The sequence below is a fragment of the Nostoc sp. genome (assembly GCF_036917815.1).
Lineage (GTDB): Bacteria > Cyanobacteriota > Cyanobacteriia > Cyanobacteriales > Nostocaceae > Nostoc.
Genome location: NZ_JBALEK010000055.1, coordinates 71,465 through 86,037, shown reverse-complemented (window position 1 = coordinate 86,037; position 14,573 = coordinate 71,465). Strand labels below are relative to the sequence as shown.

The 14,573-nt window shown below is 42.7% G+C and carries 12 protein-coding genes, 1 tRNA gene and 2 riboswitches; of the genes, 9 read left to right on the top strand and 4 right to left on the bottom strand.

From position 1 onward, the window contains the following. Positions 1–381 precede the first annotated feature (381 nt). Positions 382–454 (bottom strand) — tRNA-His (locus V7K97_RS16370). 124 nt (positions 455–578) lie between these two features. On the opposite strand from V7K97_RS16370, the gene V7K97_RS16365 reads away from it, so the two are divergent. The 9 genes from V7K97_RS16365 to V7K97_RS16325 all read left to right on the top strand — a co-directional run bounded on the left by V7K97_RS16365 (position 579) and on the right by V7K97_RS16325 (position 11,218). Continuing rightward, positions 579–962 (top strand): DUF4359 domain-containing protein, encoded by a 384-nt coding sequence (locus V7K97_RS16365; RefSeq protein WP_334802085.1) that lies wholly within the window; start codon positions 579–581, stop codon positions 960–962. A 260-nt stretch (positions 963–1,222) separates the two neighbouring features. Further along, complete coding sequence (locus V7K97_RS16360) at positions 1,223–1,969, top strand: sirohydrochlorin chelatase (RefSeq protein ID WP_334802079.1); 747 nt, start codon at positions 1,223–1,225, stop codon at positions 1,967–1,969. Then, the gene (cobA, locus tag V7K97_RS16355; protein ID WP_334802078.1) at positions 1,966–2,745 is read left to right on the top strand and encodes a uroporphyrinogen-III C-methyltransferase; all 780 of its coding nucleotides are present in this window, start codon (positions 1,966–1,968) and stop codon (positions 2,743–2,745) included. Before V7K97_RS16360 ends, cobA begins: the two co-directional genes overlap by 4 nt. A gap of 78 nt (positions 2,746–2,823) precedes the next feature. Next, a riboswitch (cobalamin riboswitch) is annotated at positions 2,824–2,998 on the top strand. 22 nt (positions 2,999–3,020) lie between these two features. Beyond that, positions 3,021–3,440 carry a DUF1636 domain-containing protein gene (locus V7K97_RS16350; RefSeq protein WP_334802077.1) on the top strand — a complete coding sequence of 140 codons (420 nt, stop codon included), beginning with the start codon at positions 3,021–3,023 and terminating at the stop codon, positions 3,438–3,440. Continuing rightward, positions 3,440–4,177: a cobalt-precorrin-6A reductase gene (locus V7K97_RS16345; RefSeq protein WP_334802084.1), complete on the top strand. Its 738-nt coding sequence runs from the start codon at positions 3,440–3,442 to the stop codon at positions 4,175–4,177. Before V7K97_RS16350 ends, V7K97_RS16345 begins: the two co-directional genes overlap by 1 nt. Positions 4,178–5,072: 895 nt before the next feature. Continuing rightward, positions 5,073–5,147: riboswitch (Fluoride riboswitch) on the top strand. 379 nt (positions 5,148–5,526) lie between these two features. Further along, positions 5,527–6,867, top strand: a complete 1,341-nt coding sequence (locus tag V7K97_RS16340) for a voltage-gated chloride channel family protein (protein WP_334802076.1) — start codon at positions 5,527–5,529, stop codon at positions 6,865–6,867. 279 nt (positions 6,868–7,146) lie between these two features. After that, the gene (locus V7K97_RS16335) at positions 7,147–8,487 is read left to right on the top strand and encodes an ABC transporter ATP-binding protein (protein ID WP_334802075.1); all 1,341 of its coding nucleotides are present in this window, start codon (positions 7,147–7,149) and stop codon (positions 8,485–8,487) included. Between the two features lie 239 nt (positions 8,488–8,726). After that, positions 8,727–10,466 (top strand): ABC transporter permease, encoded by a 1,740-nt coding sequence (locus V7K97_RS16330; RefSeq protein WP_334802074.1) that lies wholly within the window; start codon positions 8,727–8,729, stop codon positions 10,464–10,466. 455 nt (positions 10,467–10,921) lie between these two features. Continuing rightward, positions 10,922–11,218, top strand: a complete 297-nt coding sequence (locus V7K97_RS16325) for a hypothetical protein (protein ID WP_334802073.1) — start codon at positions 10,922–10,924, stop codon at positions 11,216–11,218. A gap of 62 nt (positions 11,219–11,280) precedes the next feature. Here the strand turns inward: V7K97_RS16325 and V7K97_RS16320 are convergent, their stop codons facing one another. From V7K97_RS16320 to V7K97_RS16310, 3 genes are all read right to left on the bottom strand, one after another. Beyond that, positions 11,281–12,222 carry a hypothetical protein gene (locus V7K97_RS16320; protein ID WP_334802072.1) on the bottom strand — a complete coding sequence of 314 codons (942 nt, stop codon included), beginning with the start codon at positions 12,220–12,222 and terminating at the stop codon, positions 11,281–11,283. A 249-nt stretch (positions 12,223–12,471) separates the two neighbouring features. Beyond that, positions 12,472–13,110, bottom strand: a complete 639-nt coding sequence (locus V7K97_RS16315; protein WP_334802071.1) for a Uma2 family endonuclease — start codon at positions 13,108–13,110, stop codon at positions 12,472–12,474. A gap of 199 nt (positions 13,111–13,309) precedes the next feature. Next, complete coding sequence (locus V7K97_RS16310) at positions 13,310–14,545, bottom strand: LL-diaminopimelate aminotransferase (RefSeq protein WP_334802070.1); 1,236 nt, start codon at positions 14,543–14,545, stop codon at positions 13,310–13,312. Positions 14,546–14,573 lie beyond the last annotated feature (28 nt).

Genomic DNA, 14,573 nt, shown 5'->3' with positions numbered 1-14,573 from the left:
ACTTTGGTAGATTTTCCTTCTCGGTTTAGAGAATACACAATTTCTGGTTCTTGTCAAACTTTTTGTTAAGAAAGATGTTTATAATGGATAGCTTTATAAGGGGGGATTAAGGGGGGTAATTCGACTTGTGTGTACACCGTAGCCTTTTAGGAGAGAGGTCAGAATATTAAGTTGCACATCGTGTTAATTTTAATTTAGAAAGTAGATTTGCTTATATACATGAACTTCTTGATAAGATAAACTAATTAATCATCGTGGGTTTGCAACCCTTTCAAATCCATCAACTCTTAGACAGCAGATCCTTGCTAAAGTAATAGTTATGAATGTTCAAAACCACAACCCATCTTTTATAGGAATATATAGAGGACTATGAAATTATAGGGCGAACGATGGGAATTGAACCCACGAATGGTGGTACCACAAACCACTGCCTTAACCACTTGGCTACGCTCGCCATTCAACAATTTGAATTATAGCAATTATTTGGCAAGGGATCAAGAGTTTTTATTTAAGGAACGGACTGAGTTGATTTAGAGTCTCTGGAATCTAACGATTACAAGGAATTTTACTTGGCAAACATGAAACCCTTCACCATCATCATGGCTACTGGAGCAGCCGCAGGAATCGCCGCCTTGGGTGTGACAATGGCGAAGACAAATCCCAGTGAGCTTGAATATGAAGAATATGCAGTGCAACGGCTGACAAAATACTTAAAAACCGATGTATGTAAACAAACTACGAATATTATCCAAAATTTAATCCATTTTAATTGTAATAAGTTGGTTGACTCGGCTAACCCGCAAATGCAAGAAATTGTTACGAGGACTACAGAAAGACAAAATTACATTATATTTAGCATTTACCGCACAGATTTAAAAATAAGTTCTTGGATGCCTTCTTACAAATTTGAAACGGTGGCAGCCTTTGATCAATTTTATACTTACACTGCCGAAGAACAATAAGAGCCTGTTTACGATCTTTTTTTGCAAAAAGGCTGAAATGTGCGTTTGAGGGATAAACAAGCCTCAAACCCATGCAGGGTAAGGGAAATACACCAAATTCTCAAAAATGACTCCAACCCAGATATATCAATAAATCAAGCAAAGCGATGTCAAAGTCTCTCTGTATATAGGTTTGCTGATGTTTAGGAAACGCTATATTACTACCAGCTTAATCTTAAGTAAAATATAAGAATTAGTAACTAAGAGTTCAAGCTTTGCCGATGTCATCTGTTTATCTGCTATTATCTCACGGAAGTCGCGATCGCCGTCCAGAAATTGCTATGCAGCAACTAGCAGGGCTGGTATGTAATAAATTGCCAAAAAACCACAACCCAGTAAATAATCAACATCTGGTTGGCATAGCCGCTTTAGAAATGAGTTCTCAGCCTTTACACGAGCAGATTCAACAATTTGCTCAGAGGGCTTTTGGCGATGGCAGAACATCTCAAAACGAGAAGCGCCTAAAAATTATACCGCTATTTCTGCTACCGGGAGTCCATGTCATGACAGATATTCCCGCCGAAGTCGCACTAGCGCAACAGGCTACTGGTGAAGATATCATCATTGAGTTGCAACCATATTTAGGCTCTCACCCCAATTTAGAGAAATTGCTGGTTAAGCAAATAGCTACTATAAAAGCAGAAGCATGGATTCTGTTGGCTCATGGTAGCCGTCGCCCAGGTTCCCAAGAAACTGTGGAAGCAATGGCGGCGAGTTTGGGAACAATGGCTGCTTATTGGGCTAATCCTCCTAGTTTAGAATCACGGGTAAAAGAGTTGGTAGCTGCTGGTTATCGGGAAATTGCTATCTTGCCATACTTTTTATTTGCTGGTGGAATAACCGATGCGATCGCTGCCTCAATAGAGGAGTTAAAATTACAATTTTCTGCGGTGAATTTCCAATTGGCGGAGCCACTGGGAGCAAGTGCAGAATTAGCCGAGCTAATTTGGGATTTAATAGATAGATGAACCGCACAGAAAAACAGGAGAACAAGTATTTGGGAAAGGTTTATTTAGTAGGTGCGGGGCCAGGTGATCCAGGATTAATAACCCTGAAGGCGAAAGGTTTATTGGAATGTGCAGATATAGTAATTTATGATGCCTTAGTGAGTCCGGCAATTTTGGCAATGATTAATCCCCAAGCAGAGCAAATTAATGCTGGTAAGCGTGCCGGGAGACATTCGTTGTTGCAAGAAGAAACAACTCAATTGCTGATTGATCAGGCGCAGGATCATGCAATTGTGGTGCGGTTAAAGGGTGGCGATCCATTTATTTTTGGTCGTGGTGGCGAAGAGATGGCAGAATTAGTAGAAGCTGGGATATCAGTGGAAGTTGTGCCGGGTATCACTTCGGGAATTGCGGCGGCGGCATACTCCGGTATTCCTTTGACACATCGGCTGTATAGTTCATCAGTGACATTTGTAACTGGTCATGAGGCAAAGGGCAAGTATAAACCGCTAGTGAATTGGAGTGCGATCGCTCACGGTTCCGAAACCATTGTAATTTATATGGGAATTCACAATCTGCCTTATATTGTGGAACAATTAAGTGTAGCTGGGTTGAATTTAGAAACACCCATTGCTTTGGTACGCTGGGGTACGCGGCCAGAACAAGAAGAATTAATTGGGACTTTGGAGACAATTGTCGAGCAGGTAGAGCAAACTGGATTTGCTGCACCTGCGATCGCAGTCATTGGACAAGTAGTGAATATGCACAGTATTTTATCTGGTTGTCGTCCAGTATAAGCAATCCTGAATCAAACGCGCACAAACAAGATCCCTGACTTCTTGAAGAAGTCGGGGATCTTGGCAGTTGCGAGTGTATGATCGATAAGGTGATTCGGTTCTGGTGGGAGTCAGCTACCAGAGGTAACGGGGAAAGTTCGGTGCAAATCCGGCGCTGTCCCGCAACTGTGAACAAATTTGAGATTAGCGTACTAAGTAATCGAAAATCCCAAATTGAGTGAGTCAGGATGCCCGCCGAAGTAAATTTATCAGTTTCACATATCTGCGAGGTACAGATGACTACTACTGTAAATATTTCCCCAACTAGTCCCTTGGGTGTTGCTGAACATACTTTATTTGTTTGCAAAACCTGTGCCAGTGTTTGGCAAGATGGAAAACGCTTAGGAGAAAGTGGTGGTGAAAAACTTCTACACCAACTTCAGCAGCTTGCACAAGATTGGGACTTACGAGATCAATTTCTAATTGAGGAAGTTGAATGTATGAGTGCTTGTAATCGTTCTTGTGTAGTCGCCTTTGCTGCCAAAGGGAAATTAACATATTTATTTGGTGATTTAGCCGTTGATGGTAGTGCCTCTGCGGTACTGCAATGTGCTAGTCAATACTACACCAAAGCTGATGGTTTACTGCCTTGGTCAGAGCGTCCAGAAGCTCTGAAGAAGGGCATTTTGGCAAAGATTCCACCTTTATCTCAATGATGCGCGTTTTGATTCTGGGTGGGACGGGTGATGCAGCAGAACTAGCTGCTAGAGTGGCGACTATTCAAGGGTTAGAAGTAATCACGTCTCTAGCTGGGCGCACCCATGAACCATCAATACCCTTGGGCGATTTGCGGGTTGGAGGCTTCGGTGGCGTGGCTGGATTGGCTAGCTATCTGCGAGTAATGCAAATCGACCGATTAATTGATGCAACCCATCCTTTTGCTAATCAGATTTCCTTCAATGCGGCGGATGCTGCAACGGAAGTTGGAGTACCCCGTCTGATGTTAACTCGTCCGCCTTGGGAAAAAGTCAGTGGCGATCGCTGGATTGAAGTTGATAGCGTTGCAGCCGCAGCAGCATCTGTAGCAAACGAATCACAGCGCGTGTTTTTGACAGTTGGTAGGCAAGAACTCGCCGCTTTTGCTCACCTAGAGAAAATTTGGTTTTTGATGCGGATGATTGACCCTCCTGGCGATGATGCTTTAGTGCCCTTGGGGATGGTATTGTGCGATCGCGGCCCCTTTACCCTCAATAATGAAAGGCAAATCCTGATTCACAACAACATTGATACCATCGTTAGTAAAAATAGCGGTGGTGATGCAACCAAGCCCAAGATTATTGCCGCGCGAGAACTGGGTGTGAAGGTTGTGATGGTAAATCGTCCAGTCATACCGCCAGGGGAGCAGGTTAGTAATGTTGATGCGGCTTTGGCATGGCTATTTGATCGCTGCTAAGTAAGTAGGCAAGAATCAATTGCCCAATGCCCCTTGAATTATTATTGCCCTGACGATCGCACCTGCGGAATCTGGGTTTAAACAACCTCTAATATCAAAAATTGAACAGAAATGTTTCGTGCAGTCCCCACCTAAAAATACTATAAAAATATCTACATTTGAGGTGGGGTAAGCGAAACTAGTATAAAACGCGCAGCAACAGCTATTCTTTCATGCTATTATTCTAAGAATTAGTTTTTGCGGTACTGTAAAAGCTTTATAGCTGGAGACATAGACCAATTTCACTAATTATTTATAATCAGTAAAAAGTATTACTAATAATGACTTTTTACTAGGGTGTTCGGAAGCGAAAGTTCTAACGACACACTGAGAACGCCAGTAGCCCTGGTAACGCTCAAGAAGTATTTCAGCTTCTTAGTGCACTAATTCCCATGTATAATCTTTGATTTAGATGGGGTGCGTTCAAAAACTGAAACCTTGAACTTAACAGAGCATCCGTTAGCAATGCATATAAAACCCCAACCAAACCTATACCCGTTAAAGTTAGTGCAAGACTAAACAATCGCAACCACCCTGGCATATTTGCAGCTGGCTCTGGTGGCGCTTGGAGATCCCCCTAAATCCCCCGATAAATTGGGGGACTTTGACTCCGGTTCCCCCCTTTTTTAGGGGAGCCAGCGCGGTCTTGGGGTCCGCCCTAGATTGCAAAGACGCGATAGTTCGCCGTTTTTACAATAATCAGTCCTTTGTAGAGACGGCAATTTATCGCGTCTCTTGCTTTGTAGAGACGGCGATTTATCGCGTCTCTTGCTTTGTAGAGTAGGTCTGTATTAGACTCAACTGAGCCTTGGTGACTTTTCAACTTGCTTGCAAGTTGTCAAAACTTCTGTAAAATTATGACTAAGGTGATGAGACTCACCTTCTAGAATATCTAGAAAACCGCCCCTCGGCTGATAGTTTCTACCTCAATTCTGTAACTGGCTTCGTGTAAACGTGGCTAACTTTGCATTACAGGAGGTATGGAATATAAGCCGATAGTTTTAAGAGGGGTGATAATCAGTTTTTACATAACTTTAAATATTTCGTAGCGATTAGCTGTCGGGTGTATTACCGCAAAAAGTACGTCATCATTTGCGGTTTTCACTTCGTATAGCTTGTTTCCCAAAAAATACCTGATTTTTCACGTCATCTGGAAAAGCTAACGCGAAACCTAACCCCCCAGCCCCCTTCCCTACTAGCGTTGGGGGAGAATTCAAAGTCTCTCTCCTTTTAGGAGAGAGATTTAGAGAGAGGTTTTCCAGATGACGTGAAAAGTCAGCTTAATGACAAATGACAAATGACGAATTACCATGAAACAGCTTCGTAAATTTGAACCATTTATTGCATTACCCCACCTGATCAAGTGGTTGCCTATTTCCTTTATAGTTGGCATTCTTGCTGGAACTGCTTCTGCGGCTCTTTTAGCATCATTAGAATGGGCAACTGATTGGCGAGAATCCCATAGGTGGATTATCGCTTTCCTTCCCCTTGGCGGCTTTTTGAGTGGTTGTATTTATCATCAATTCGGTCGAGATGTAGAAGCCGGAAATAACCTTTTACTCGAAGAAATCCATAACCCCAAAAATATTATCCCCTTCCGCATGGCTCCTCTTGTTTTGCTAGGAACAAACCTCACCCATTTATTTGGAGGTTCAGCCGGTCGTGAAGGTACAGCATTACAAATGGGTGCTTCTTTGGCAGACCAATTAACTAAAATATTCCGCTTTCAAGGGGCAAATCGGCGAATTTTGTTAACCGCAGGTATCAGTGGAGGATTCGCTTCCGTTTTTGGTACTCCCTTAGCTGGGACCGTATTTGGTCTGGAAGTTTTAGCGATTGGTAAAATTCACTACGATGCTCTTTTTCCTTCTTTAATTGCTGCGATCGTGGGAAATCAAGTAACCTTACTATTTGGTTTGCATCATACTGCATACCAACACGCTCCGTCTATACCAACGCTCACAACTTGGGGGCTGATTTCTGCAATTATTGCAGGCGCAATCTTTGGAATTGTCGCGAGATTTTTTGCTCAAGTAACTCACAAAATCAGTCACTTCTTTAAAGCAAAGATATCTTATCCTCCAATGCGTCCTTTAATTGGCGGTGCGATCATCGCAATAATTGTTGGGTTGAGTGGTACAACTAAGTACATTGGGCTGGGTATCCCGACTATCGTTGAATCTTTCTATACTCAGCTACCTCCCTGGGATTTTGCAGCAAAGTTGGGTATGACGGCTCTAACTCTAGGAGCAGGATTTAAAGGTGGGGAAGTAACCCCTTTGTTTTTTATTGGTGCAACTTTAGGTAATGCTTTATCCTTGCTTTTGACATTACCTGCACCACTTTTAGCAGGAATGGGATTTGTGGGTGTGTTTGCAGGTGCAGCAAATACACCTTTGGCATCTACTTTAATGGGAATTGAATTATTTGGTTTGGAATCGGGAGTATTTATTGCTATTGGCTGTATAGTCAGCTATTTATTTTCAGGTCATTCGGGAATTTATACTTCACAGCGTATTGGGTTGAGTAAATACTCTTCTGTATATCTGGAAGAAGGGCTGACTTTGGGTACTTATGGGCAAGCAAAAGTTGAGCCAAAAATTGATTTAGCCAATGATAGCGAGGAAAGAGAAAGCAATTCTCAGGATTGACAGACCCTTAGTTTCACTACAAGATGGATTGGTTAAGGGACTGACAAGAAATAAATTATCCAAATAAACGAACCACAGAGACACAGAGAACACAGAGAAAGGAGAAATAGAGAGGGTTTTTGGGTCAGTTTCGGGACATTTTTTTATTTGGAAGTCCCTAAGCTACAAGCTCTCAAAATTTTTCATCATTCTCAACCTAACAGTGTTAAGTGTTACTTGCTTTAACTGTAAGATAAAGCATGAAATTCCAGTCCATCATAAGCTTTAGAGGGGGGAGCCGTGGCTCTCAAAACACCAACTGAAGACCTCATTGTTCTACGAGGTGTCAGAAAATCTTATCAGCAACCCAACGGTCAGCAAATCGTCATCCTGGAAAATATCAATCTAGAGTTACGTCCAGGAGAAATAGTTGCTTTACTAGGGCCTTCGGGTTCAGGTAAATCTACTTTAATGCGGATAATTGCGGGGTTAATTCCCGCCAGCCAAGGTGAAGTGATTTATCATAACCATCCTCTAGTTGGCTTAAATCCAGGTGTAGCAATTGTTTTTCAAAGTTTCGCCCTTTATCCTTGGTTAACTGTTCTAGAGAATGTGGAACTGGGTTTAAAGGCAAAAGGGGAACCCCCAGACCCCCGGCGACAAAAAGCACTACGGATGATTGACATCATCGGCTTAGATGGGTTTGAAAATGCTTATCCCAAAGAACTTTCTGGGGGAATGCGTCAGCGAGTTGGATTTGCCAGAGCCTTAGCCGTAGAACCAGAATTATTATGTATGGATGAGCCGTTTTCGGCGCTGGATGTGCTGACGGCAGAAAACTTACGTTTTGAGTTATTGGATTTGTGGTTAGAGCGTCGGATACCTACTAAAGCTATTTTAATTGTCACTCACGGTATTGAAGAAGCGGTGATTTTGGCAGATCGGATTATTGTTCTCGGGCGCAATCCGGGGAGAGTAAGAGCGGATTTATCTGTGACTTTACCTCATTACCGCGATCGCAAACATCCGAGCTTTCAAGCCCTGGTAGACCAGGTTTATACAATTATCACCAACCCCGATTTGGAGACAATTGAGGCTGCTGCACCCGTTTCTCCTCAACAACCAAAACCAGAACCCAAGTATCAGTCTTTACCAGCCGTGCGAATTGGTTCCATTGCTGGTTTATTGGAACTTTTAGAAGATCGTCAAGAAAAAGACCTGTACCGTCTCGCGCAAGAATTGCAACTGGAAGTAGATGATATTCTGCCAATTGTCGAAGCTGCAAAATTAATGGATTTTGTAGAACTAGCACAAGGTGATATTAGTCTAACCCCAGTCGGGCTGCAATTTATTGCTGGTAGTATTGACGATCGCAAACAACTTGTGCGATCGCAACTACTCGCAAATATTCGCTTAGTACAACAGATACATCGTCTCTTACAAGCAAAAAATAATCAACGCATACCAGAAGAACTGGTATTAGATATCCTAGAAAGTCACTTTAGTCCACAAGAAGCCGAGCGGCAATTAAAAACTGCCATCGACTGGGGTCGCTATGCCGAAATATACAGCTACGATGAGCCATCTGGACAAATCTTTCTAGAGCAAGCCGTCAGCGTTGAACCTTTGATAGTTAGTTAGTCATTTGTCATTAACCAATGCCCAATGCCCAATGCCCAATGGCTAATCTGACTTTTCACGTTATGTGGAAAAGCTAACGATTGACCTAACCCCCTAGACCCCTTGCCGACACGGGAAGAGGGGGAAAATTCAAAGTCTCTCTCCTTGTAGGAGAGAGAAATAGAAGAGAGGTTTTCCAGATAAAAGTGAAAAGTCAGAATGGCTAATGCCCAATTCACCATTCCCCATTCCCAATTCCTATGACTCGCCCCCTTACTCCCGCTAATAAAACTCAGGGACGCATCAATTGGACTTGGCAAGATGCCTTGTTGATTCTGGCTATTGTCAGCTTGATTGTGGCAATTGTGAGAACTGCGTCCCAGTTCCGTGGTGCTTTTAACCCCGAATTTACAATTTCGACAGATATTAGTGCTTTACCAGGTTATACAGCCCTAACCCTGTTACGTATGGGGCTGGCTTACTTTTTTTCCTTGGGGTTTACCCTCATTTATGCTTATAGTGCCTATCGTTCCCGCATGGCGGAACGCATTCTGATTCCCCTACTGGATATTCTGCAATCAATTCCTGTGTTGTCATTTTTACCAGGAGTCGTACTAGCTTTGCTTTCCCTGTTTCCCGGTCGGCGCATTGGGGTAGAAATTGCCTCTGTTCTGTTGATTTTTACCGGCATGACCTGGAATATGACCTTTAGTTTTTATCAATCCCTCTGTAGCATCCCCAAAGAATTGCTCGAAGCATCTCGTGTTTATCGGCTGAATTTATGGCAACGGTTTTGGACTTTGGAATTACCATCTGGTGTGATTGGGTTGGTCTGGAATAGTGTCATGTCGGTTGCTGGGGGCTGGTTTTTCTTAATTGCCATTGAGTCATTTACTCTGGGGAATAAAGATTTTCGCTTACCAGGGTTAGGCTCTTATTTAGGAACAGCAGCCAACAAGGGAGACTTTAAAGCCATACTTTGGGGTTCGGCGGTACTAATTGCGGTAATTGTGGCAATTGATTATTTCGTGTGGCGACCGTTGATTGCTTGGGCAGAAAAGTTTAAGTTAGAGATGGTAGAGTCAGAAAATACACCCGAATCATGGGTGTTAGATGTTTTACGACGATCGCCTAGTTTACGGATTTTAAGCGATCGCATTTTTCACCCATTGCAAAGAGTCCTAGATGATGGTTTAGTTCGGGCTTTTCCGGTTCGTTCCGCACCCATCAACGTCAAAGGTGATTTGCATTTGCCGGGATTGCTGAATTGGGTTTTTGTTAGCGGCTTCACTTTGATTGTGCTGTGGGGTACTTGGGAAGCCCTTTTGCTGTTACGGACTTTAGGCTGGGCGGATTGGCAACAGGTGATTCAGGGGGCTGTGTTTACAGCCTTGCGAGTCATCGTTGCATTGCTATTATCCCTGTTGTGGACTGTGCCGGTGGGAGTAGCCATTGGTCGCAATCCTCAGCTAGCGAGGGTGTTACAACCCCTAGTTCAAATTGCCGCTTCTTATCCGGCGACAGCTTTATTTCCAGTGCTATTGCTGGCATTAAGCCGCATGGCTGGCGGTTTAGAAATTGGCTCAGTGGCTTTGATGATGCTGGGGACAATGTGGTATATCCTATTTAATGTCATTGCTGGGGCACAATCCATTCCCTCAGATTTAATGGAAGCAGCTTGGGTATATAAACTTACCCTTGTGCAACGCTGGCGAATATTAATTTTACCCGCCATCTTTCCCTACTTAATTACAGGGATTATTACTGCCGTTGGCGGCGCTTGGAATGCCAGCATCGTCAGCGAATACGTCACATTTCAAGGACAGGTTCGTACCGCCGAGGGACTAGGGGCAACAATTTCTCATGCTACAGCTACGGGTAATTTTTCTTTACTCTTAGCTGCAACAACAGTGATGTCTTTGTTGGTAGTGATAACCAATCGTTTAGTTTGGCGTCCACTGTACAAATTGGCGCAGGATAAATATCAACTTCTGATTTAAGGCAAGATATAGCGCTTTTCGTTTGTATGCAAACACGTCGGGGTAATTCATGAATTACCCCGACATTTTTTTATGTCGGTAGTGAGATAGTGGAGAAAGTGCGATCGCTATTATATAACAATACAGTTCAGATAAGCCCAAAACACTTGTAGAGACGGCGATTTATCGCGTCTAGAAAACCCAAAATTGTTGCCAGTAGCCCTTAACTGAACCGTATTGTATTATATAAAGGAAAAAGGAGAGGGGGAAATCGTACATAAATTTGCTGGGCAAAAGGTGTCTGAAATCCTGAAGTACAAGAAGGGTAGTATAAAACAGGCTCCACTCCCGGAAGAATCGCCCAGTTGGGATGAGTTTTGTGAAATGTTATGGGAGGAGATTGAAGCGGGAGCAGAGGTAAATCAACCAGGTTTTAAAGTTGTTCGCAAGTTATTAAGCGATAAGAGGTTTGACAAATGAAGAATCATGGATTTGGCAAACTAGTTACTTTTCTAAATCAATTGGAACAAGAGAGAATTAGTTACACCTTAGCCCATCATCGGGATGAAACCATTATGGTGAATGTGGCGGTGGCTGGGGAACGATGGGAAGTGGAATTTTTTGAGGATGGTTCGGTTGAGGTAGAACGATTTGTTAGTAGTGGAGAGATTAATGGCGAAGAGGTTTTTAGTGAATTATTTGCTATGTATTCAGAGCCAGAAAGTCATTCTGCCAAACTTACCCAAAATCCTAAGTTGACAACCACAACGTGAAAGCGATCGCATTTTATCTACCCTGTAAAATCGAACCTTTAATTTAACTGTTTATCTCAAGGCTAATCATTATTTGTATATGTGACTGCTGGAGAACGAAGTTCGTATCCGACTATGGCAGAGTAGAGACGGCGTATAACGTCTTCAATTTTATAACTTTTATCGCGTAAATCTTGATAGAAAGCCCCTTCATGTAGAATCTTGCTGCGGATTGTATAAGCTTCTTCCAGAATTTCTAATGATATTTTTTCCTCAGTTAAATGAGTTGTAATAAGGCGTTTAATAGCGTGTGATACAGATTCGCGCGTTAGATTCCTGATACTCCCTTCGAGCGATCGCTTTATATCATCAGGCAAATCCACTGAATCTTGCACCTTGTTTAAGGTCTCTTTGACAATCTTTTTCAAGTCTGGGTATTCAAATTTTTTCTGTTCAGCTAATGGCTCAAGTGCCGATATCAGCCCAACAAATCTTGCACGTTCTGTTGCCTCTAAACGAGCTGCGGCAAAAAGCTCCATTGAAACGAGTAGCTGTTTATTATTAATTGGGACATTAGAAGTGAAAGTTTGCTCCAATACCTCAACAACTAGACTTGCTCCAGTGGTTAACATACCACGAAATTCTACCCCCATCAGCATCCCTTCCTGTGGAGTCCGATCATATACTACACATGGCAGAGGAGTGTGATATTCTAACCGCAGTGGACATTTCAATGAGACTGCTGCCCACAAAACTGACATTGCAAACTTTAAACCAGCCTCTTCTGCTTCGCTAGCAGTAGCAAAACCTTCTAAATAGGCTGTAAATTTCTGAAATTCAAACTTATTGTTTTGGCGAGGAATTAGACGAACAATCAAATCATTGCCCAAAATGAGACAACTTTCTCCATCAAAACCAAACTGATAGGTGTCACCAAGAATAATATCAACCTTTGAGCCATAGGGTCTAAATTTAGGTTTGTCTGCTATTTCGTATCTTGTTTTTGGTAAATGATTACTTGGCATTTACTAATCTTACTCCTCTAAGTATCGCTCGTTGGATAACTTTAACTACAACATTTAACATACCCAAACCCGTTGCCCAATAAACCTACACCTTAAACTTTTTCGTAATCATCTGAACTGTTTAACTCCCTATTTTACGAAATTTGATCGCACCTTCTAGTGGATTAATTTTTACTGCATATAGTGCCATAATTGCAACATCATAATTTGTCATTAACTCACAATAAGCGATGCCTATTTTATCATTTACTAAATCATCGCTTCCAATTCTTCTAAAGCTTGAAAACTTCCTACTTGCCAACTACGTTCCACTGCCGCAGGGATAATTTGAGTAATCGCTATATCTGCAAAATTAGGACTGGTGTTAGATTTTATGTATTTCCCCTCTCTCAGTAAATAAATAGAAAGGCTCCCGCTATCGTAAACCCATAGTTCTGGGACTCCAATGGCTTCATAAGCATCGAGAGTAGTTTTTGATGTGACATCAGTCTCAATCGCTAAATCTGGCGGCGGATCATCAGCTTGCAAGCGGCGATGACCAATCATTCGTTGATAATTCTGAATATAAAAGCAAGCATCAGGTTCAACTCCTGCTACACCTTGCCGTTTGAAGGTGGTGGAACCAAAAGGTTGGTATCTGATATCTTTAGCCTTCAGTAATATTTTGACAATATCAGAAATTACATCTTTGGGTATTTCATGTTCTGGTAAAGGAGCCATAATTTCTAAAGCACCCTGGCTGTAAGCAATTCGTGTAGTTCTTTTTTCTCCCAATTCTTGTAAAATAGATTCAAATTCTTCCCAGCTAACATCTGGAATAGTCACGGTGCTACCAGGTGCTAGCTGCATCTGACTAACAGGTTTGAAAATGGGGATAGCAGCAGTCATAACTAGATAAGCTGAGTTTAAATAATTATCTATCAGGTTACGGTGAATGTAACGGAGAAACCTAACCCCCAACCCCTTCCCTACAAGGGAAGGGGAGTAAGATTCAAAGCCTCTCTCGTTTTAGGAGAGAGGAATGAAAGTGAGATCAGAGTGTATTACATACAAACTAGCGTAGGGGTAGCCCGTCGTAGACATCGCCTTACACCTTAAACTTTTCGGTAATCCGCTTCATCGCCTCTTCCACATTCTCGCGGCTATTAAACGCCGAAATGCGGAAGTAACCTTCACCCGCAGCACCAAAACCAGAACCAGGTGTGCCCACAACGTTGACAGTTTGCAGCAGCTTATCAAAAAATTCCCAACTGGATAAACCATTGGGCGTTTTCACCCAGACGTAAGGTGCATTCACGCCTCCGTAAACTGATAATCCGGCGGCTGTGAGTTTTTCGCGGATAATTTTGGCGTTTTCTAGATAGAAATTCACCAATCCCTTAATTTGTGTTTGTCCTTCTTCAGAATAAACCGCTTCGGCTCCCCGTTGAACGATGTAAGAAACACCATTAAACTTGGTGGACTGGCGGCGATTCCAGAGTTTCCACAGTTCCACATCGGAACCATCGGCGGCTTTTGCTGTGAGTGTCTTCGGTACTACGGTTAAGGCGCAACGAGTTCCTGTGAAACCTGCATTCTTAGAAAAAGACCGAAATTCGATCGCAACTTCCCTTGCACCTTCAATTTCATAAATTGAATGGGGAATCGAGGGATCGGTAATATAAGCTTCGTAGGCTGCATCAAAGAAAATAATCGAGTTATTAGCTTTGGCATAGTCTACCCATGCTTTGAGATATTCTTTGGTAGCAGTTGCGCCAGTGGGGTTATTGGGAAAGCAGAGATAAATTAAATCGACTTTCTTTGAGGGAATCTCGGCGGTGAAGTTGTTATCAGCCGTAATTGGCAGATAAACTAAGCCTTCAAACTCACCTTTATCGTTGGCATCCCCAGTATTTCCCACCATAACGTTAGTGTCTACATACACGGGATAAACTGGGTCAGTAACGGCAATTATATTGTCATGTCCAAAGATTTCCAGAATATTGCCAGTGTCGCACTTAGAACCATCGGAGATAAAAATTTCTGAAGCATCTATATCGGCTCCCCGTGCTTGGAAATCATGAGTGGCAATTTTCTCCCGTAACCAAGCATAGCCTTGCTCTGGCCCGTAGCCTTTGAAGGTATTGCGATCGCCCATTTCTTCCACAGCTTTAATCATCGCTGTGCGGCAAGCCTCCGGCAGAGGTTCGGTAACATCGCCAATGCCCAACCGGATGACTTTAGCATTACTGTTTGCTTCTACAAATACATTCACCCGCCGAGCAATTTCTGGAAACAGATAACCCGCTTTCAGTTTTAGGTAGTTGTCGTTAATACTTGCCATTATGTAAATTATCAAAAACGCCCTCAAA

Bases quoted from the DNA above. Each gene is read 5' to 3' on its own strand.
- V7K97_RS16365 (WP_334802085.1), top strand. From the start codon at position 579: ATGAAACCCTTCACCATCATCATGGCTACTGGAGCAGCCGCAGGAATC.
- V7K97_RS16360 (WP_334802079.1), top strand. From the start codon at position 1,223: ATGTCATCTGTTTATCTGCTATTATCTCACGGAAGTCGCGATCGCCGT.
- cobA (WP_334802078.1), top strand. From the start codon at position 1,966: ATGAACCGCACAGAAAAACAGGAGAACAAGTATTTGGGAAAGGTTTAT.
- V7K97_RS16350 (WP_334802077.1), top strand. From the start codon at position 3,021: ATGACTACTACTGTAAATATTTCCCCAACTAGTCCCTTGGGTGTTGCT.
- V7K97_RS16345 (WP_334802084.1), top strand. From the start codon at position 3,440: ATGCGCGTTTTGATTCTGGGTGGGACGGGTGATGCAGCAGAACTAGCT.
- V7K97_RS16340 (WP_334802076.1), top strand. From the start codon at position 5,527: ATGAAACAGCTTCGTAAATTTGAACCATTTATTGCATTACCCCACCTG.
- V7K97_RS16330 (WP_334802074.1), top strand. From the start codon at position 8,727: ATGACTCGCCCCCTTACTCCCGCTAATAAAACTCAGGGACGCATCAAT.
- V7K97_RS16325 (WP_334802073.1), top strand. From the start codon at position 10,922: ATGAAGAATCATGGATTTGGCAAACTAGTTACTTTTCTAAATCAATTG.
- V7K97_RS16320 (WP_334802072.1), bottom strand. From the start codon at position 12,222: ATGCCAAGTAATCATTTACCAAAAACAAGATACGAAATAGCAGACAAA.
- V7K97_RS16315 (WP_334802071.1), bottom strand. From the start codon at position 13,110: ATGACTGCTGCTATCCCCATTTTCAAACCTGTTAGTCAGATGCAGCTA.
- V7K97_RS16310 (WP_334802070.1), bottom strand. From the start codon at position 14,545: ATGGCAAGTATTAACGACAACTACCTAAAACTGAAAGCGGGTTATCTG.